18 protein-coding genes and 1 pseudogene are annotated in these 20,258 nt (G+C 56.4%); 15 read left to right on the plus strand and 4 right to left on the minus strand.

Features of this window, described 5'->3' with window-relative positions:
- Positions 1–262 precede the first annotated feature (262 nt).
- The 4 genes and pseudogenes from gyrB to dnaA form a co-directional block, all read right to left on the minus strand.
- Positions 263–2,680 carry a DNA topoisomerase (ATP-hydrolyzing) subunit B gene (gene gyrB, locus PFAS1_RS11125; protein WP_074872220.1) on the minus strand — a complete coding sequence of 806 codons (2,418 nt, stop codon included), beginning with the start codon at positions 2,678–2,680 and terminating at the stop codon, positions 263–265.
- A 5-nt stretch (positions 2,681–2,685) separates the two neighbouring features.
- Positions 2,686–3,788: pseudogene (gene recF / locus PFAS1_RS11130) on the minus strand (DNA replication/repair protein RecF).
- 20 nt (positions 3,789–3,808) lie between these two features.
- Entirely contained in the window at positions 3,809–4,912 is a 1,104-nt protein-coding gene (gene dnaN / locus PFAS1_RS11135; protein ID WP_008155702.1) for a DNA polymerase III subunit beta, read from the minus strand.
- Between the two features lie 39 nt (positions 4,913–4,951).
- Entirely contained in the window at positions 4,952–6,469 is a 1,518-nt protein-coding gene (gene dnaA, locus PFAS1_RS11140; protein WP_076029203.1) for a chromosomal replication initiator protein DnaA, read from the minus strand.
- Between the two features lie 567 nt (positions 6,470–7,036).
- On the opposite strand from dnaA, the gene rpmH reads away from it, so the two are divergent.
- The 15 genes from rpmH (at position 7,037) to atpA (ending at position 20,230) form a co-directional block, all read left to right on the plus strand.
- Positions 7,037–7,171 carry a 50S ribosomal protein L34 gene (gene rpmH, locus PFAS1_RS11145; protein ID WP_003213577.1) on the plus strand — a complete coding sequence of 45 codons (135 nt, stop codon included), beginning with the start codon at positions 7,037–7,039 and terminating at the stop codon, positions 7,169–7,171.
- A gap of 16 nt (positions 7,172–7,187) precedes the next feature.
- Positions 7,188–7,589, plus strand: coding sequence for a ribonuclease P protein component (gene rnpA / locus PFAS1_RS11150; protein WP_031319201.1), 402 nt, complete (start codon positions 7,188–7,190; stop codon positions 7,587–7,589).
- The gene (gene yidD, locus PFAS1_RS11155; protein WP_074872215.1) at positions 7,582–7,827 is read left to right on the plus strand and encodes a membrane protein insertion efficiency factor YidD; all 246 of its coding nucleotides are present in this window, start codon (positions 7,582–7,584) and stop codon (positions 7,825–7,827) included. The genes rnpA and yidD overlap by 8 nt, the downstream gene beginning before the upstream one ends.
- A 2-nt stretch (positions 7,828–7,829) precedes the next feature.
- Positions 7,830–9,518 (plus strand): membrane protein insertase YidC, encoded by a 1,689-nt coding sequence (gene yidC, locus PFAS1_RS11160; protein WP_076029204.1) that lies wholly within the window; start codon positions 7,830–7,832, stop codon positions 9,516–9,518.
- A 79-nt stretch (positions 9,519–9,597) separates the two neighbouring features.
- Positions 9,598–10,968: a tRNA uridine-5-carboxymethylaminomethyl(34) synthesis GTPase MnmE gene (gene mnmE, locus PFAS1_RS11165; protein ID WP_076029205.1), complete on the plus strand. Its 1,371-nt coding sequence runs from the start codon at positions 9,598–9,600 to the stop codon at positions 10,966–10,968.
- Between the two features lie 550 nt (positions 10,969–11,518).
- A complete protein-coding gene (gene mnmG / locus PFAS1_RS11170) occupies positions 11,519–13,417 on the plus strand; it encodes a tRNA uridine-5-carboxymethylaminomethyl(34) synthesis enzyme MnmG (protein ID WP_008155707.1) in 1,899 nt (632 codons plus the stop codon).
- Positions 13,414–14,058 (plus strand): 16S rRNA (guanine(527)-N(7))-methyltransferase RsmG, encoded by a 645-nt coding sequence (rsmG, locus tag PFAS1_RS11175; protein WP_008155708.1) that lies wholly within the window; start codon positions 13,414–13,416, stop codon positions 14,056–14,058. Before mnmG ends, rsmG begins: the two co-directional genes overlap by 4 nt.
- A gap of 18 nt (positions 14,059–14,076) precedes the next feature.
- Positions 14,077–14,874: a ParA family protein gene (locus tag PFAS1_RS11180; RefSeq protein WP_008155709.1), complete on the plus strand. Its 798-nt coding sequence runs from the start codon at positions 14,077–14,079 to the stop codon at positions 14,872–14,874.
- A gap of 9 nt (positions 14,875–14,883) precedes the next feature.
- Positions 14,884–15,756: a ParB/RepB/Spo0J family partition protein gene (locus tag PFAS1_RS11185; protein WP_008027541.1), complete on the plus strand. Its 873-nt coding sequence runs from the start codon at positions 14,884–14,886 to the stop codon at positions 15,754–15,756.
- Between the two features lie 147 nt (positions 15,757–15,903).
- Complete coding sequence (locus PFAS1_RS11190) at positions 15,904–16,311, plus strand: F0F1 ATP synthase subunit I (protein WP_007948092.1); 408 nt, start codon at positions 15,904–15,906, stop codon at positions 16,309–16,311.
- A 16-nt stretch (positions 16,312–16,327) separates the two neighbouring features.
- Entirely contained in the window at positions 16,328–17,197 is an 870-nt protein-coding gene (gene atpB, locus PFAS1_RS11195) for a F0F1 ATP synthase subunit A (RefSeq protein WP_074872208.1), read from the plus strand.
- Positions 17,198–17,330: 133 nt separating this feature from the next.
- A complete protein-coding gene (gene atpE, locus PFAS1_RS11200; protein WP_002555987.1) occupies positions 17,331–17,588 on the plus strand; it encodes a F0F1 ATP synthase subunit C in 258 nt (85 codons plus the stop codon).
- A 56-nt stretch (positions 17,589–17,644) separates the two neighbouring features.
- Positions 17,645–18,115, plus strand: coding sequence for a F0F1 ATP synthase subunit B (locus tag PFAS1_RS11205; RefSeq protein ID WP_008155711.1), 471 nt, complete (start codon positions 17,645–17,647; stop codon positions 18,113–18,115).
- A 12-nt stretch (positions 18,116–18,127) separates the two neighbouring features.
- Positions 18,128–18,664: a F0F1 ATP synthase subunit delta gene (locus PFAS1_RS11210; RefSeq protein WP_074872206.1), complete on the plus strand. Its 537-nt coding sequence runs from the start codon at positions 18,128–18,130 to the stop codon at positions 18,662–18,664.
- Between the two features lie 21 nt (positions 18,665–18,685).
- A complete protein-coding gene (gene atpA / locus PFAS1_RS11215; protein ID WP_008155713.1) occupies positions 18,686–20,230 on the plus strand; it encodes a F0F1 ATP synthase subunit alpha in 1,545 nt (514 codons plus the stop codon).
- Positions 20,231–20,258 lie beyond the last annotated feature (28 nt).

The following is a 20,258-nucleotide window of genomic DNA, read 5'->3' on the forward strand; positions in this document are numbered from 1 at the left end:
TCGCCGCCCGGTGATCTTGACTATGCCGCTAGCAATTTACCTTTACCGATAGTAGTGACGCCTATTGCATCCTCCAACTCCGGCAAGCAGTTTCATGAATTTGTGAGAGACGTAGATTCTTCCGAGAATCAAATAGGTATTTACAAAATTTGTGCAAAAAAAAGCCAGCGCTCTGCGCTGGGCTCCGGCAGACCCACCGTTATGGTGGGCCTGACTCATTTATTTGTGAGATTTTGCATCTATTTTGTGAGCCGACACTGGATCAGAAGTCCAGGTTGGAAACCGCCAGGGCGTTGCTTTCGATGAAGTCACGACGAGGCTCGACCGCATCACCCATCAGGGTGTTGAAGATCTGGTCCGCGCCAATGGCGTCTTCGATGGTCACTTTGAGCATCCGGCGCTGACTTGGGTCCATGGTGGTTTCCCACAGCTGATCCGGGTTCATCTCACCCAGACCTTTGTATCGCTGGATGGTGTGACGCTTGGTGCTTTCGGCCATCAGCCATTCAAGGGCTTCCTTGAACTCGGTGACCGGCTTCTTGCGCTCGCCACGCTGGATATACGCGCCGTCGTCCAGCAAGGTGCTCAGCTGAGCGCCCAGAGAAACAACAGTCTTGTAATCGTTGCTGCCGAAGAAGTCGCGGTTGAAGGTGACGTAGTTCGACAGGCCATGGGAGATCAGTTCGACCTCAGGCAACCAGACGTTACGTTCACGGTCTTCACGCAGGCTGGCTTTGTAAACCAGGCCGGACTTCTCGACGGTGCGCAGGCGCACTTCGTACTGGGCCATCCAATCCTGCATCGCTGCGTGATCGGAGAGTTGCTCCAGGCTGACGGCAGGCAGGTAGATGAAGTGCTCGGTCAGCTCCTGTGGATACAGGCGCGACAGACGCTTGAGCGTCTTCATTACCAGACGGAAGTCATTCACCAGACGCTCGAGGGCCGGTCCGGAAATGCCCGGTGCTTCCTCGTTCAGGTGCAGGCTCGCATCTTCCAGGGCCGACTGCGTCATGTACTCTTCCATGGCGTCGTCGTCTTTGATGTATTGCTCTTGCTTGCCTTTCTTGACCTTGTACAGCGGTGGCTGGGCGATGTAGATGTAGCCGCGCTCGATCAGCTCCGGCAACTGACGGAAGAAGAAGGTCAGCAGCAGGGTACGGATGTGCGAACCGTCGACGTCAGCATCGGTCATGATGATGATGTTGTGATAACGCAGCTTCGCGATGTTGTACTCATCGCGGCCAATGCCACAGCCCAGCGCGGTGATCAAGGTGCCCACTTCCTGCGAAGAGATCATCTTGTCGAAGCGCGCCTTCTCGACGTTCAGGATCTTGCCCTTGAGAGGCAGGATGGCCTGGGTCCGACGGTTGCGTCCCTGCTTGGCGGAGCCGCCAGCAGAGTCACCTTCCACGAGGTACAGTTCGGAAAGGGCAGGGTCTTTTTCCTGGCAGTCAGCCAGTTTGCCAGGCAGGCCGGCGATATCCAGCGCGCCTTTACGACGAGTCATCTCACGGGCTTTACGCGCCGCTTCACGAGCGCGAGCCGCGTCGATCATCTTGCCGACGACAAGCTTGGCTTCGTTCGGGTTTTCCAGCAGGAAGTCGGAGAAGTACTTGCCCATTTCCTGTTCGACCGCGGTCTTCACTTCGGAAGAAACCAGCTTGTCTTTGGTCTGGGAGCTGAACTTCGGATCCGGCACTTTCACCGAGATGATCGCGGTCAGGCCTTCACGGGCATCGTCACCGGTGGTCGCGACTTTGTGCTTCTTCGCCAGACCTTCAGCTTCGATGTAGGTGTTCAGGTTACGCGTCAGCGCGGAACGGAAACCCACCAGGTGAGTACCGCCATCGCGCTGTGGAATGTTGTTGGTGAAGCACAACAGGTTCTCGTTGAAGCTGTCGTTCCACTGCAAGGCGATTTCCACGCCGATGCCGTCTTCGCGCTGGATGTTGAAGTGGAACACCTGGTTGACCGGGGTCTTGTTGGTGTTCAGGTATTCAACGAACGCACGCAGGCCGCCCTCGTACTTGAACAGCTCTTCCTTGCCACTGCGCTCATCCTTGAGGACGATGCCGACACCGGAGTTGAGGAAGGACAGTTCACGAATCCGCTTGGCCAGGATGTCCCAACTGAAGTGGATGTTCTTGAAGGTCAGGTCGGACGGTTTGAAGTGGATCTGGGTGCCGGTGGTTTCACTCTCGCCGACGATTTTCATCGGCTCTTTTGGAACACCGTGAATGTAGGTCTGTTCCCAGATTTTGCCGCTGCGGCGAACGGTCAAGACCAGTTCTTCGGACAGGGCGTTCACAACCGAGACGCCTACACCGTGCAGACCGCCGGATACTTTGTAGGAGTTGTCGTCAAATTTACCGCCGGCGTGCAGCACGGTCATGATGACCTCGGCTGCCGAGACGCCTTCTTCTTTGTGCACGTCTACCGGGATACCACGACCGTTGTCGCGAACGGTGATGGATTCGTCCGGGTGGATGATGATGCTGATGTCGTCACAGTGGCCAGCGAGCGCTTCATCGATGGAGTTGTCGACTACCTCGAAGACCATGTGGTGCAGACCGCTGCCATCGTCGGTGTCACCAATGTACATACCGGGACGTTTGCGTACGGCATCCAGGCCTTTCAGCACTTTAATGCTCGTTGAGTCGTACGTATTTTCTTCGCTCAATGCCTTCACTCCCGATGGTCGTGGGTCTGGGTGATACGGCCCTGTTCCACGTGGAACAGAGCGACTGGCGTTTCCGTCTGCCAGCCTTCCCTCAATAATTCGTGATCTACACAGGTGATAAACACCTGGCAGCGTAAGTCTTCCAGCAAGCGGCAAAGCGCGCGGCGGTGGTGCTCGTCCAGTTCGGACGGCAGGTCATCCACCAGATAAATACACTGGCCGCGTCGGGCCTGGCTGACCAAGTGCCCTTGGGCAATCCGCAATGCACAGACCACCAGCTTCTGCTGACCGCGAGACAAGATGTCCGCGGCGTTGTGTGCGCCCAATCTAAGACGCAAATCAGCACGCTGTGGTCCGGCCTGGGTATGGCCCATTTGCTGATCCCGCTGAAGGGACCCGGCGAGCACTGCACTCAGCTCTCGGTCTTTGTCCCAACCTCGGTAATAGCTGAGCGTTAAACCCTCGAGCTCAACCAGTTCGCTCAAGGTCTGTTCAAAGACTGGTTTCAAGGCTTTGATATAAGCGCGGCGGTATTCATCAATTTCAGCGCTGGCCTGGCACAGTTCCCTGTCCCAAACTGCTTGCGAAACGGCGTCAAGTGTACCATGCCGCAGCCAAGAGTTTCTCTGGCGCAGGGCCTTCTGCAAGCGCTGCCAGGTAGACATGAATCGTGGTTCCACGTGGAACACACCCCAGTCGAGAAACTGTCGGCGAATCTTGGGAGCGCCTTCCAACAAGCGGAAACTGTCGGGGTTGATCAACTGCAGTGGCAGGATTTCCGCCAGTTGCGCTGCGCTCCGGGCGTTCTGTCCATCGATGCGAATCTGGAACTCCCCTTGGCGGTCGCGGGAGATTCCCAAAGCACTGTGCCCACCCTCGGCCAGCTCCACCTGACCGAACACCGTACAGGCGAGCTGCTCGTATTGGATAACCGGTAACAGGCGGGTGCTACGAAACGAACGGGCAAGCCCCAGCAGGTGAATGGCTTCCAGAACACTGGTTTTGCCGCTGCCGTTGGCGCCGTAAAGAATGTTGATTCGGGGGAGGGGGAGAAGGTCACCGGGTGCAGATTGCGCACCGCGGTGACCGAGACGCGACTTAAGGACATCTAGCTTCTGCTGAGCATGATTACAGACGCATCGGCATGACAACGTAGGCCGAGTCGTCGTTGTCGGACTCTTGCACCAGCGCGCTGCTGTTGGAGTCGGACAGGATCAAACGAACCTGCTCAGTGGTCATCACGCCCAGTACGTCGAGCAGATAACTCACGTTGAAGCCGATTTCCAGATTGCCGCCGTTGTACTCAACGCCGACTTCTTCTTCCGCTTCTTCCTGTTCCGGGTTGTTCGCCTGGATCTTTAGCTGACCATTGGCCAGCTGCAGACGAATGCCGCGGTACTTCTCGTTGGACAGAATTGCGGTACGGCTGAAGGCTTCACGCAGGGCCTGACGATCGCCGAGAACCAGCTTGTCGCCACCTTTGGGCAGAACACGCTCGTAATCCGGGAATTTGCCATCGACCAGTTTCGAGGTGAAGGTGAACTCGCCAGTGGTCGCACGAATGTGGTGTTGACCCAGGACGATGCTGACGATGCCGTCCGGCTCGGTCAGCAGGCGCGCCAATTCAAGGATACCTTTACGTGGCACGATGACCTGGTGACGGTCCGGTTGACCGATATCAGCCTTCATCGAGCACATGGCCAGACGGTGACCATCGGTGGCCACGGCGCGGATGATGCCTTCGGAAACTTCCAGCAGCATGCCGTTGAGGTAATAACGCACATCCTGCTGGGCCATGGCGAAGCTGGTGCGTTCGATCAGGCGACGCAACTTGCTTTGCTCGAGGCTGCACGTCAACGAGCCTGGGCCTTCTTCCACCGTCGGGAAGTCATTGGCCGGCAGGGTCGACAGGGTGAAGCGGCTACGGCCGGCCTTCACCACAAGCTTCTGCTCGTCGACCTTGATGTCGATCAGCGCATCGTTGGGCAAGCTTTTGCAGATATCCATCAGCTTGCGCGCAGGCACAGTGATGGAACCTGGATCGGCAGGCTCTTCGAGTTGTACACGACCGACCAGCTCGACTTCCAGGTCGGTACCGGTCAGCGACAATTGCTGGCCTTCGACAACCAGCAGCACGTTGGAGAGCACCGGCAAGGTCTGTCGGCGCTCGACGACGCCTGCGACCAGTTGCAGGGGTTTCAACAGGGCTTCGCGTTGAATGGTGAAATGCATGGTCTAGTCCCTTGCCTTAATAAGCTGCGCTGGTGTTCATCAAGTGGTCAGTGTACGCAGCAGGTTCTTGTAGTCCTCGCGGATGTCCGCGTCGGATTCCTTAAGTTCGTTGATCTTGCGGCAGGCGTGCAAAACAGTCGTGTGGTCCCGGCCGCCAAACACATCGCCGATTTCCGGCAGGCTGTGGTTGGTCAGTTCTTTGGACAACGCCATGGCAACCTGACGCGGACGAGCGACCGAACGCGAACGACGTTTGGACAACAAGTCGGAGATCTTGATCTTGTAGTACTCGGCGACGGTGCGCTGAATGTTATCCACAGAGACCAGTTTGTCTTGCAGTGCCAACAGATCTTTCAGGGATTCGCGAATCAACTCGATGGTGATATCGCGGCCCATGAAGTGCGAGTGGGCGATCACGCGCTTGAGCGCGCCTTCCAGCTCACGAACGTTGGAACGAATACGCTGGGCAATGAAGAACGCAGCGTCATGGGGCAGATCGACTTTGGCCTGGTCGGCCTTTTTCATCAGGATCGCCACGCGGGTTTCCAGTTCCGGCGGCTCGACGGCTACCGTCAGGCCCCAGCCGAAGCGGGATTTGAGGCGCTCTTCAAGGCCTTCGATTTCTTTCGGGTAGCGGTCACTGGTGAGAATGACCTGCTGGCCACCTTCAAGCAGAGCGTTGAAGGTGTGGAAAAATTCTTCCTGTGAACGTTCCTTGCGGGCGAAGAACTGAATGTCATCGATCAGCAACGCATCCACCGAACGGTAGAAGCGCTTGAACTCGTTGATGGCGTTCAGCTGCAAGGCCTTGACCATGTCGGCCACGAAACGCTCGGAATGCAGGTACACAACCTTGGCATTCGGATTTTTCTTTAACAGGTGGTTACCCACAGCGTGCATCAAGTGGGTTTTACCCAAGCCGACGCCACCATAAAGGAAGAGCGGGTTGTAACCGTGCTTTGGATTGTCCGCCACTTGCCAGGCCGCAGCCCGGGCCAGTTGGTTGGACTTGCCCTCGACGAAGTTTTCGAAAGTGAAGGTGCGGTTGAGGTAGCTGGTGTGCTTGAGCGCGCCTTCCACTTGCACCGTACGCTGTTCGGCACGAATCGGAGCTTGTTGCGAACTGGCTCCGGCCATCGGGTCGAAGCTGTCGCGCGATGGCTCTTCATTAACCTCGGCAACTTTTTGTGTCGCACGCTTGGTCGGAGCGGCGTGGGATGGCGCCGGGGCGCTGACAGGTGCTTGAACGGCTTGCGCCTGAGAAGCAGCAGCGGCCAGCGGAGCATTCGGGGCGGCACGTGGTGCCGAACTGCGTTTGCTTCCTATTAATAAGGACAGCGCCGGCGCCAGGCCATTGCCATGCTCATCCAGAAGCTCAAGAACGCGGCCCAGATACTTTTCGTTGACCCAGTCGAGAACAAAACGATTCGGTGCGTAGACACGCAACTCGTCGCCTTCGGCTTCGACCTGTAGTGGACGGATCCAAGTGTTGAATTGTTGGGCAGGCAGCTCATCGCGCAAAAGCTCCACGCACTGCTGCCAAAGTTCCACTGACACGGATATCCCCTAAGTTGAAAGCCGGTGAGGCAAAAACAAGCGGCCATTGTAGCCGACCAAGCCCCGACTTATCCACACGAAGGTTGTGCACCTCCTATGAAGAATCGGTGATTTATACGAAAAAAAGACGACCAGCGGTCTGTGCATAAGCTCTGTGGATAACCGGGTCTAAGGTCGTTGCACAACTGGGGGGGAAACTCGGTGGATAACCGCCTTGTGGATAAGTAGCTCTTTCACACACAGCTTATCCGACAGCGCAGCACAGGGTTACCACCGTTTTCCACCGTAGTTGTCATTCTCTGTACATCACGGCTTTAAAGGGCTGATGGCAGTTATCCACAGATGATCGTGCCCCTAGCTTTTATAAGCTTTACAGAAAAGCTTTAAATACTTTCCTTCTTAATTTCTATATCTAGCCAAGGAGCTCGACAGGAAAAACGCCCAGAGATCTATTTATAAGGAAACGCTGGTTGGAAATTGACCTAGAGGCTTGCTTTCTCTAGAATCCCCGGTCTCTTAAAACGGGGGCCATTCCGGCCCGTTGTGGACGAACCAGGTAACACGACAATGAAACGTACTTTCCAACCAAGCACTATCAAACGCGCTCGTACCCACGGTTTCCGTGCTCGCATGGCTACCAAGAACGGTCGTGCCGTCCTGTCGCGTCGTCGCGCCAAAGGTCGTGCGCGTCTGGCAGTTTGATAATCCGGCACTGGAGGTGAGTCAGGACTTCAGTCGGGAAAAGCGTCTGCTTACTCCCCGGCATTTCAAGGCCGTCTTTGACTCCCCTACCGGCAAGGTTCCGGGGAAAAATCTCCTGCTCCTTGCGCGCAACAACGATCTTGATCACCCCCGTCTCGGGTTGGTTATCGGGAAAAAGAGCGTAAAGCTCTCCGTCGAGCGCAATCGCCTCAAACGTCTGATGCGCGAATCGTTCCGTCTGAACCAGGACTCACTGGCCGGCTGGGACATCGTTATCGTCGCGCGCAAAGGTTTGGGTGACGTAGAAAACCCCGAATTGATTCAGCATTTCGGCAAACTCTGGAAGCGTCTGGCACGCAGCACGCCGGTACCAGCAGTCAAAACCGAAACTGTAGGGGTAGACAGTCCCGATGCGTAAACTGGCACTCGTTCCGATCCAGTTTTATCGCTATGCCATTAGTCCTCTGATGGCCAGTCACTGTCGTTTCTACCCCAGTTGTTCCTGCTACGCGTATGAAGCCATAGAAAATCATGGTCTTCTGCGCGGTGGCTGGCTGGCCTTTCGTCGTTTAGGTCGCTGTCATCCGTGGAATCCCGGTGGTTATGACCCGGTTCCATCTATCCCTACCTCCCGTTCTTCTTCGATGGCCGAGTAATCATGGATATCAAACGCACGATCCTGATCGTCGCCCTGGCAATCGTGTCCTACGTTATGGTTCTTAAATGGAACCAGGACTATGGCCAGGCTGCCCTGCCGACTCAGAATGTTGCTTCCAGTACTACCGCACCGGGCCTACCGGATACGGCGACTGGCAATAATGCTTCTGTCAGTGACGACATTCCCCGCGCCCCAAGCGATACCAGTGCAACTGCACCTGCTGAAACACCAGTAGCTGCAAGCAAAGACCTCATCCAGATCAAAACGGATGTGCTCAACCTGGCAATCGATCCACAAGGTGGTGATGTTGCGCAGTTGACGCTGCCGCTGTATCCACGTCGCCAGGACCATCCGGAAATTCCATTCCAGTTGTTCGATAACGGCAACGAGCGGACTTATCTGGCTCAAAGCGGTTTGATCGGCACCAACGGTCCGGACGCCAGTCCTGCCGGTCGCCCGGTTTACTCCTCGGAGAAGAAGATTTATCAACTGGCTGACGGTCAGGACCAATTGGTCGCAGACCTGAAGTTCAGCAAGGACGGCGTCAACTACATCAAGCGTTTCACCGTGAAACGTGGCCTGTACGACGTAACCGTTTCCTACCTGATCGACAACCAGAGTGCGCAGCCCTGGTCTGGTGCGATGTTCGCGCAACTCAAGCGTGACGCAAGCGGCGATCCTTCCTCGACCACCGCCACCGGTACCGCGACTTACCTCGGTGCTGCCCTGTGGACAAGTAACGAGCCGTACAAGAAAGTGTCGATGAGCGACATGGACAAGGCTCAGCTCAAGGAAACCGTCACCGGTGGTTGGGTTGCCTGGTTGCAGCACTACTTCGTGACCGCATGGATCCCGGCCAAGGGCGAAAACAATATCGTCCAGACCCGTAAAGACAGCAAAGGCAACTACATCATCGGTTATACCGGCCCGGCAATGAGCGTTGCGCCAGGTGCAAAAGCCGAAACCAGTGCTGTTCTGTATGCGGGTCCGAAAAGCCAGGCTGTGCTGAAAGAATTGTCCCCAGGTCTGGAACTGACCGTCGATTACGGCATTCTTTGGTTCATCGCCCAACCCATCTTCTGGCTGCTGGGACACATCCACGCAATCGTCGGTAACTGGGGCTGGTCGATCATCTTCCTGACCATGCTGATCAAAGGGATTTTCTTCCCGCTGTCGGCTGCCAGCTACAAATCCATGGCGCGCATGCGTGCAGTGGCACCGAAACTGGCCGCGCTGAAAGAGCAACATGGCGACGACCGGCAGAAAATGTCGCAATCCATGATGGAGCTGTACAAGAAAGAAAAGATCAATCCGCTGGGTGGTTGCTTGCCAATCCTCGTGCAGATGCCGGTTTTCCTTTCGCTGTACTGGGTTCTGCTGGAAAGCGTCGAAATGCGCCAAGCGCCGTTCATGCTGTGGATTACTGACCTGTCGATCAAGGATCCGTTCTTCATTCTGCCGATCATCATGGGCGTAACCATGTTCATCCAGCAGCAGTTGAACCCGACTCCTCCGGATCCGATGCAGGCGAAGGTCATGAAAATGATGCCAATCATCTTCACCTTCTTCTTCCTGTGGTTCCCGGCCGGTCTGGTGCTGTACTGGGTAGTGAACAACGTATTGTCGATCGCCCAACAGTGGTACATCACGCGTAAGATCGAAGCGGCTGCCAAAAAAGCCGAGGCGTAACTTACTCTGTGGATAACCACTCAAAACGCCCCCTAGTGGGGCGTTTTGCTATCTGTCACTTTTGTCTGGATACCGCTTTATGAGCGTTCCTCGTGAAACCATCGCAGCCGTCGCCACCGCTCAAGGTCGCGGCGGTGTGGGCATCGTCCGTATTTCCGGGCCACTGGCAAGTGTTGCGGCCAAGGCCTTCAGCGGTCGTGAACTCAAGCCAAGATTTGGCCACTACGGCCCGTTCCTCAGTGAAAACGATGAGGTGCTGGATCAAGGCATCGCCCTGTATTTTCCGGGGCCGAACTCGTTCACTGGCGAAGATGTGCTTGAACTGCAGGGGCACGGAGGGCCGATCGTTCTGGATATGCTGCTCAAGCGTTGCCTGGAACTGGGCTGTCGTCTGGCCCGGCCGGGTGAATTCAGCGAGCGCGCGTTCCTCAATGACAAGCTCGATCTGGCTCAGGCCGAGGCCATCGCCGACTTGATCGAGGCGAGTTCTGCACAAGCTGCACGAAATGCCCTGCGTTCCTTGCAAGGCGCATTTTCCGAGCGTGTGCATAACCTCACCGAGCAACTGATTGGCCTGCGCATCTATGTCGAAGCGGCGATCGACTTCCCGGAAGAAGAAATCGATTTCCTCGCCGATGGCCACGTACTGAGCATGCTCGACAAAGTGCGCGACGAATTATCCACAGTGCTGCGTGAAGCCGGGCAGGGTGCCTTGCTGCGAGACGGGATGACCGTGGTGATCGCCGGGCGGCCAAATGCCGGTAAATCCAGCCTGTTGAATGCACTGGCCGGTCGTGAAGCCGCTATCGTGACCGAGATTGCCGGCACTACCCGGGACATTCTCCGTGAACATATCCACATCGATGGCATGCCGCTGCACGTGGTCGACACCGCAGGTCTTCGAGACACCGATGACCAGGTGGAAAAAATCGGCGTCGAACGGGCGCTGAAAGCGATTGGTGAGGCTGATCGAGTCCTTTTGGTAGTCGATGCCACCGCTCCTGAGGCTCTTGATCCGTTCGCGTTATGGCCTGAATTTCTGGAAATCCGTCCCGACCCGGCGAAAGTTACGCTAATCCGTAACAAGGCAGACCTCACGGGCGAAGCCATTGCCCTGGAAGTCAGCGAGGATGGCCATGTCACCATCAGCCTGAGTGCCAGGTCTGCAGGTGAAGGGTTGGAGTTGCTGCGGGACCACCTCAAGGCCTGCATGGGCTACGAACAGACCTCGGAAAGCAGCTTCAGTGCTCGCAGGCGGCACCTTGAAGCGTTGCGTCACGCCAGTGCTTCCCTTGAGCACGGCCGTGCGCAGCTGACCCTGGCGGGTGCCGGCGAACTGTTGGCCGAGGATTTGCGCCAGGCCCAACACGCTTTGGGTGAAATCACCGGTGCATTCAGCTCCGATGATCTGCTGGGGCGGATCTTTTCCAGCTTCTGTATCGGTAAATAAGACTCTCCGTTGTCCACAGACAGGCCATTCGTGCCTGTCTGTTCCCTCCTTTCTTGAATTCTCTTCCAGTGCCGAGCCGATTCTTTCTGCTTGAGCGGATTTTCCGTGTCCTGGATTTGCTCATTTAGCAGTTTTCTGTGGATTAAGCCCTGTGAATAACTGGCACTAAGGGCAGTTGATAACAGGGCCTCAAAACTGAAGATAACCGCCCCTGTGGATAAGCACCCCTTTCATCCACAGGCTTAAACCGGTTATCCAAGGGCCTCATTGGTACATGACCACAGGGTTTTGAATCTCTGTACACATTGAATATAGAGGCTTGTAGCGATCTATCCACAGAAAGGTGGCTCAGTAGAAATAAACATAAAAACAAAGATTTAATAAATTTCTCTCTTTTTAATTTCTATAAACGCGACTTCTCCACAGCTGGTTAAATTTTGTGCAAAGGGTTCTTTAGGAAGGGCGAAGTCCCTATACTTGCCGACCAGGTCCAAAAACCTGAGACCAACCTATTCCGGATTACCTAACTGAAGCAGGCACGAGGTGCGTGGTGGATTTCCCTTCCCGTTTTGAAGTGATCGTCATCGGCGGCGGTCATGCCGGTACCGAGGCAGCACTGGCCTCAGCACGCATGGGTGCGAAAACCCTGTTGCTGACGCATAACGTGGAAACCCTCGGTGCCATGAGTTGCAACCCCGCTATCGGTGGGATCGGCAAAAGCCATCTGGTCAAGGAAATCGATGCCCTCGGCGGCGCGATGGCCATGGCTACCGATAAAGGTGGTATTCAATTTCGCGTATTGAACAGCCGCAAAGGCCCGGCCGTGCGTGCTACCCGCGCTCAGGCTGACCGGGTTCTGTACAAGGCCGCTGTCCGCGAAATTCTCGAAAACCAGCCGAACCTGTGGATATTTCAACAGGCTGCGGACGACCTGATCGTCGAGCAGGAACAAGTGCGCGGTGTTGTCACCCAAATGGGCCTGCGTTTCTTCGCGGATTCCGTGGTGTTGACCACTGGCACCTTCCTCGGTGGACTTATCCACATCGGAATGCAGAATTTTTCCGGTGGCCGTGCCGGTGATCCGCCGTCGATCGCCCTGGCTCACCGTTTGCGTGAGTTGCCATTGCGCGTCGGTCGCTTGAAAACCGGTACGCCGCCGCGTATCGACGGTCGTTCGGTGGATTTCTCGGTGATGACCGAGCAAGCCGGCGATACACCGATCCCGGTGATGTCGTTCATGGGTTCCAAAGAGCAGCATCCGAAACAGGTCAGCTGCTGGATTACCCACACCAACGCCCGCACCCACGAAATCATTGCCGCCAACCTGGATCGGTCGCCGATGTATTCCGATGCCGGGTTGATCGAAGGCATCGGTCCGCGGTACTGCCCGTCGATCGAAGACAAGATTCATCGCTTTGCCGACAAGGACAGCCATCAGGTCTTCATCGAGCCGGAGGGCCTGACGACTAACGAGCTGTACCCGAACGGGATATCCACATCGCTGCCATTCGACGTGCAACTGCAGATCGTGCAATCGATTCGCGGCATGGAAAACGCGCACATCGTTCGTCCGGGCTACGCCATCGAATACGACTACTTCGACCCGCGTGACCTGAAGTACAACCTGGAAACCAAAGTCATTGGCGGTCTGTTCTTCGCCGGGCAAATCAACGGCACCACCGGTTACGAAGAAGCCGGCGCCCAGGGTTTGCTGGCCGGGGCCAACGCCGCACTGCGTGCTCAGGGCAAAGATGCCTGGTGTCCGCGTCGCGACGAAGCGTACATCGGCGTATTGGTCGACGACCTGATTACCCTGGGTACCCAGGAACCGTATCGGATGTTCACATCCCGCGCCGAATACCGCCTGATCCTGCGCGAAGACAACGCCGACCTGCGCTTGACCGAAAAAGGTCGCGAACTGGGTCTGGTGGATGACGCGCGTTGGGCTGCGTTCTGCACCAAACGCGAAAGCATCACGCTGGAAGAGCAACGCCTGAAAAGTACCTGGGTTCGCCCGGGCACCGAACAAGGCGATGCGATTTCCGAGAAGTTCGGCACGCCGCTGACCCACGAATACAACTTGCTCAACCTGCTGAGTCGTCCGGAAATCGACTACGCTGGTCTGATCGCCGTGACCGGTGGCGGTGCAGAAGATCCACAAGTCGCCGAGCAGGTCGAAATCAAGACCAAATACGCCGGCTACATTGATCGCCAGCAGGATGAAATCGCTCGTCTGCGGGCCAGCGAAGACACAAAACTGCCTGTGGATATCGATTACACGAATATTTCCGGTCTCTCCAAAGAGATCCAGAGCAAGCTCGGTGCGACCCGTCCAGAGACTTTGGGCCAGGCGTCGCGCATCCCGGGTGTGACGCCGGCAGCGATTTCGCTGTTGATGATTCATTTGAAAAAACGCGGCGCGGGCCGTCAGTTGGAGCAAAGCGCTTGAGTTCGTTGGTCACCTCGCAACACGCAGAAGAGTTATCCACAGGTGCTCGCCAGCTCGGTGTCACGCTGACAGAAACCCAGCATGCTCAACTGCTGGGTTATCTGGCCCTGTTGATAAAATGGAACAAGGCTTACAACCTGACCGCCGTACGCGATCCGGATGAAATGGTTTCCCGTCACTTGCTCGATAGTTTGAGCGTGATGTCGTTCGTCGAAAACGGCCGCTGGCTGGACGTTGGCAGCGGTGGGGGCATGCCGGGTATTCCGTTGGCCATCCTGTTTCCTGAGTCCCAGGTGACTTGCCTGGACAGCAACGGCAAGAAAACCCGCTTCCTGACACAGGTCAAACTCGAACTCAAACTGGATAACCTGCAAGTTATCCACAGTCGCGTCGAAGCTTTTCAACCTGCTCAGCCCTTCAACGGGATCATTTCCCGGGCGTTCAGCAGCATGGAGAACTTCAGCAACTGGACTCGCCACCTCGGCGACACCGAAACACGTTGGCTGGCAATGAAGGGCGTTCATCCCGCCGATGAGCTGGTAGCATTGCCGGCAGACTTCCACCTCGATAGCGAACACGCCCTGGCCGTACCCGGTTGCCAAGGCCAACGCCATCTGCTGATACTGCGCCGCACGGCATGATTGGGAACACAAGCAAGAATGGCTAAGGTATTCGCGATAGCGAACCAAAAGGGTGGTGTGGGCAAGACCACCACCTGCATCAACCTCGCAGCTTCCCTGGTCGCTACCAAGCGTCGGGTGCTGTTGATCGATCTCGATCCACAGGGCAACGCCACCATGGGTAGCGGTGTGGATAAACACGGCCTGGAAAACTCGGTCTACGACCTGCTGATCGGCGAATGCGATCTGGCCCAGGCCATGCACTACTCCGAGCACGGCGGTTACCAACTGCTGCCGGCCAACCGCGACCTGACCGCGGCCGAAGTGGTCCTGCTGGAAATGCAGATGAAGGAAAGCCGCCTGCGCAGTGCGTTGGCGCCGATCCGTGAAAACTACGATTACATTTTGATCGACTGTCCGCCGTCATTGTCGATGCTCACGCTCAACGCTTTGGTCGCCGCTGATGGGGTGATCATCCCCATGCAGTGCGAGTACTTCGCGCTCGAAGGCTTGAGCGACCTTGTGGATAACATCAAGCGCATCGCTGAGTTGCTGAACCCGAACCTGAAAGTCGAAGGCCTGTTGCGGACCATGTATGACCCGCGCCTGAGCCTGATGAACGATGTTTCGGCCCAGCTCAAGGAACACTTCGGCGAGCAGCTCTACGACACGGTGATTCCGCGCAACATCCGCCTGGCTGAAGCACCAAGCTATGGCATGCCGGCGCTGGCGTACGACAAATCATCCCGGGGCGCCATTGCCTATCTGGCATTGGCGGGCGAGATGGTTCGTCGTCAACGCAAAAACTCACGCACTGCCGCTGCTCAGGCAACTTAAGGAATCCCCATGGCCGTCAAGAAACGAGGTCTCGGACGTGGACTGGATGCACTGCTGAGTGGTCCGACTGTCAGCTCGCTGGAAGAACAAGCGGTGCAGGCCGATCAGCGTGAACTGCAGCATCTGCCCCTGGACCTGATCCAGCGCGGCAAGTACCAGCCGCGCCGGGATATGGATCCTCAGGCGCTGGAAGAGCTGGCGCAGTCGATCAAGGCTCAGGGGGTGATGCAGCCGATTGTGGTTCGTCCGATTGGCAGCGGTCGCTTCGAAATCATCGCCGGCGAACGCCGCTGGCGCGCCAGCCAGCAAGCGGGCCAGGAAACCATCCCGGCGATGGTTCGCGATGTGCCGGATGAAACCGCGATCGCCATGGCGTTGATCGAGAACATCCAGCGCGAAGACCTCAATCCAATCGAAGAAGCGGTTGCGTTGCAGCGTTTGCAGCAGGAATTCCAGCTGACTCAGCAACAAGTGGCCGAAGCCGTGGGCAAATCCCGCGTGACCGTGGCCAACCTGCTACGCTTGATCGCGTTGCCGGAAGTCATCAAAACCATGCTGTCCCACGGCGACCTGGAAATGGGTCATGCACGTGCTTTGCTCGGTTTACCGGAAAATCAACAGGTTGAAGGGGCGCGACACGTTGTCGCACGGGGGCTGACTGTTCGCCAGACTGAAGCACTGGTTCGCCAGTGGTTGAGCGGTAAACAGGAACCTGCTGAACCGGTAAAGCCGGACCCGGATATCGCTCGACTCGAACAGCGTCTGGCTGAGCGCCTAGGCTCTGCGGTGCAGATTCGCCACGGGAAAAAGGGGAAGGGACAGTTGGTGATCGGTTACAACTCCCTCGACGAGCTTCAAGGTGTACTTGCGCACATTCGCTGAAACATTTCCTCATGTAGCGTGCAGTCGGAAATACTACCTGACAGTTGAATAGGGGCAGAACCGCCCCTATACTCTGCGCGCATTTTGTCGGCACAAATTATGCCAAGTTATTGAATTCCGGCAGCCGATCATTGGGGAGCAAAAACGATGGAGAGCCGCACGCCAAACCGCTTGCCGTTCCATCGCCTGGCAGTTTTTCCGGTCCTACTGGCTCAATTTGTCGTTTTGGTACTGGCCGCTTTGGCGCTTTGGTACTGGCATGGAGTCGTAGCCGGGTACTCAGGACTCTGCGGAGGCCTGATAGCCTTGCTACCCAATGTTTATTTCGCTCACAGGGCTTTTCGGTTTTCCGGCGCCCGAGCAGCTCAAGCCATCGTCCGGTCTTTTTATGCCGGCGAGGCGGGCAAACTGATTTTGACGGCAGTGCTCTTTGCATTGACGTTTGCAGGTGTGAAGCCATTGGCGCCGCTAGCTGTATTCGGCGTCTTCGTGTTGACCCAACTGGTCAGCTGGTTCGCGCCCCTGCTGATGAGAACAAGACTTTCGAGACCTTAGGGCGTTTGAGGCAACCATGGCAGAGACAACCGCTTCGGGCTATATCCAGCACCACTTGCAGAACCTGACCTTCGGTCAGCACCCAACTGGCGGGTGGGGTTTTGCCCATACCGCAGCAGAAGCCAAAGAAATGGGCTTCTGGGCTTTCCACGTCGATACTCTCGGCTGGTCGGTCGCGTTGGGTCTGATCTTCGTTCTTCTTTTCCGCATGGCGGCAAAGAAGGCGACTTCCGGTCAGCCTGGTGCTTTGCAGAACTTCGTTGAAGTATTGGTCGAATTCGTCGATGGCAGCGTGAAAGACAGCTTCCATGGCCGTAGCCCGGTGATTGCACCGTTGGCACTGACCATCTTCGTCTGGGTCTTCCTGATGAACGCCGTCGACCTGATCCCGGTCGACTGGATTCCTCAGCTGGCCATCCTGATCACTGGCGATTCGCACATTCCGTTCCGTGCCGTATCGACCACTGACCCGAACGCTACCCTGGGCATGGCCCTGTCGGTGTTCGCGTTGATCATTTTCTACAGCATCAAGGTCAAGGGCATCGGCGGCTTCATCGGCGAACTGACCCTGCACCCTTTCGGCAGCAAGAACATCTTTGTTCAAGCCCTGCTGATCCCGGTGAACTTCCTGCTGGAGTTCGTGACACTGATCGCCAAGCCAATCTCTCTGGCACTGCGTCTGTTCGGCAACATGTACGCCGGCGAACTGGTCTTCATTCTGATCGCTGTGATGTTCGGCAGTGGTCTGCTCTGGCTTAGCGGCCTGGGCGTAGTTCTGCAGTGGGCGTGGGCTGTGTTCCACATCCTGATCATCACCCTGCAGGCGTTTATCTTCATGATGCTGACCATCGTTTACCTGTCGATGGCGCACGAAGAGAACCATTAAGACCAGTCTCGACTAGTCTGATGTCCCACTCGGTCAAACGAGTGGGTGCCCGAACAGGGCTATGAAACGATTTGTTTTACCGCTTTAAAATCTAAAAAACCTAAACCATACGACGTAAAAGTCGGGAGGAAAGATGGAAACTGTAGTTGGTCTAACCGCTATCGCTGTTGCACTGTTGATCGGCCTGGGCGCACTGGGTACCGCAATTGGTTTCGGCCTGTTGGGCGGCAAGTTCCTGGAAGGCGCAGCGCGTCAGCCAGAGATGGTTCCAATGCTGCAAGTCAAAATGTTCATCGTTGCCGGTCTGCTCGACGCCGTAACCATGATCGGTGTTGGTATCGCTCTGTTCTTCACCTTCGCGAACCCATTCGTTGGTCAACTCGCTGGCTAATTGCTCGAACCTTCGAGTAATTGGTGTGATGTGCAACGAACGAGCGAGGTGTTGGCGTGAACATTAATGCAACCCTGATTGGCCAGTCCGTTGCGTTCTTCATTTTTGTACTGTTTTGCATGAAGTTCGTGTGGCCTCCGGTCATCGCGGCTTTGCACGAACGTCAGAAGAAGATCGCGGATGGACTGGATGCTGCCAGCCGAGCAGCTCGCGACCTGGAGTTGGCCCAAGAGAAAGCGGGTCATCAACTGCGCGAAGCAAAAGCTCAGGCAGCTGAAATCATTGAGCAAGCCAAGAAACGCGGTAACCAGATCGTTGAAGAGGCTGTTGAAAAAGCCCGTATCGACGCTGACCGTGTGAAGGTTCAGGCTCAGGCCGAGATCGAGCAGGAACTGAACAGTGTCAAAGACGCGCTGCGTGCCCAATTGGGTGCACTGGCCGTTGGCGGCGCCGAGAAGATCCTGGGTGCCACAATCGATCAAAACGCGCACGCGGAGCTGGTAAACAAACTGGCTGCTGAAATTTAAGCGAGGGCGATCATGGCAGAATTGACCACGTTGGCCCGACCTTACGCTAAGGCAGCCTTCGAGCACGCCCAGGCCCACCAGCAACTGGCCTCTTGGTCAGCCATGCTCGGCCTGGCTGCAGCAGTGTCGCAAGATGACACCATGCAGCGCGTGCTCAAGGCCCCGCGACTGACGAGCGCAGACAAGGCCGCCACGTTTATTGACGTGTGCGGCGACAAGTTTGATGTGAAGGTACAGAACTTCATTAACGTCGTTTCCGAAAACGACCGTCTCCCGCTGTTGCCGGAGATCGCCGCTCTGTTTGACCTGTACAAGGCCGAACAAGAGAAATCGGTAGACGTTGAAGTCACCAGTGCTTTTGCATTGAACCAAGAACAGCAAGACAAACTCGCCAAGGTTCTCAGTGCACGACTCAACCGGGAAGTGCGCCTGCAAGTCGAGGAAGACAAATCCCTTATTGGGGGCATTGTCATCCGCGCCGGCGACCTGGTAATCGATGGCTCGGTTCGCGGAAAACTCGCAAACCTTGCCGAAGCATTGAAATCTTGAGTTTGAAGGGGCAGCAGAGCAATGCAGCAACTCAATCCTTCCGAAATAAGTGAAATTATCAAGGGCCGCATCGACAAGCTCGATGTGACCTCCCAAGCCCGTAACGAAGGCACTGTCGTCAGCGTATCTGACGGTATCGTGCGGATTCACGGTCTGGCCGACGTCATGTACGGCGAGATGATCGAGTTTCCGGGCGGCGTCTTCGGTATGGCTCTCAACCTGGAGCAAGACTCCGTAGGTGCCGTTGTATTGGGCTCCTACCAGTCTCTGGCTGAAGGCATGAGCGCCAAGTGCACCGGCCGCATCCTCGAAGTTCCGGTTGGTAAGGAACTGCTGGGTCGCGTAGTCGACGCACTGGGTAACCCAGTTGACGGCAAAGGTCCGCTGAACAACACCGAGACCGATGCGGTCGAGAAAGTTGCTCCAGGCGTGATCTGGCGTAAGTCGGTAGACCAGCCTGTACAGACTGGCTACAAGGCTGTCGATGCCATGATCCCTGTCGGCCGTGGCCAGCGTGAGCTGATCATCGGTGACCGTCAGATCGGTAAAACCGCTCTGGCGATCGACGCGATCATCAACCAGAAAAACAGCGGCATTTTCTGCGTCTACGTAGCGATCGGTCAGAAACAATCGACCATCGCCAACGTGGTTCGCAAGCTGGAAGAAAACGGCGCGCTGGCTAACACCATCGTCGTGGCTGCGAGCGCTTCGGAATCTGCAGCACTGCAGTTCCTGGCACCGTACTCCGGTTGCACCATGGGTGAATTCTTCCGCGACCGCGGTGAAGACGCACTGATCGTTTATGACGATCTGTCCAAGCAAGCAGTGGCTTACCGCCAGATTTCCCTGCTGCTGCGCCGTCCACCAGGCCGTGAAGCTTACCCAGGCGACGTGTTCTATCTCCACTCCCGTCTGCTGGAGCGCGCATCCCGCGTTTCGGAAGAGTACGTAGAGAAGTTCACCAACGGCGCAGTGACCGGCAAAACCGGTTCCCTGACCGCACTGCCGATCATCGAAACCCAGGCTGGCGACGTTTCCGCGTTCGTTCCGACCAACGTGATTTCCATCACCGACGGTCAGATCTTCCTGGAATCGGCCATGTTCAACTCCGGGATCCGTCCTGCTGTGAACGCCGGTGTTTCGGTATCCCGTGTGGGTGGTGCCGCTCAGACCAAGATCATCAAGAAGCTCTCCGGTGGTATCCGTACCGCTCTGGCTCAGTACCGTGAACTGGCGGCATTCGCCCAGTTCGCTTCTGACCTGGACGAAGCGACCCGTAAGCAACTTGAGCATGGTCAGCGCGTTACCGAGCTGATGAAGCAGAAGCAATACGCACCAATGTCGATCGCTGACATGGCGCTGTCGCTGTATGCCGCTGAGCGTGGGTTCCTGACTGACGTTGAAATCGCCAAGATCGGCAGCTTCGAACAAGCGCTGATTGCTTTCTTCAACCGCGATCACGCCGATTTGATGGCGAAGATCAACGTGAAGGGTGACTTCAATGACGAAATCGACGCTGGCATGAAAGCCGGTATCGAGAAGTTCAAGGCCACCCAAACCTGGTAAGCCGCAGCGGGAGCCGCAAGGCTCCCGC

Origin of the sequence: Pseudomonas frederiksbergensis (genome assembly GCF_001952935.1) — a bacterium.
GTDB lineage: Bacteria > Pseudomonadota > Gammaproteobacteria > Pseudomonadales > Pseudomonadaceae > Aquipseudomonas > Aquipseudomonas frederiksbergensis.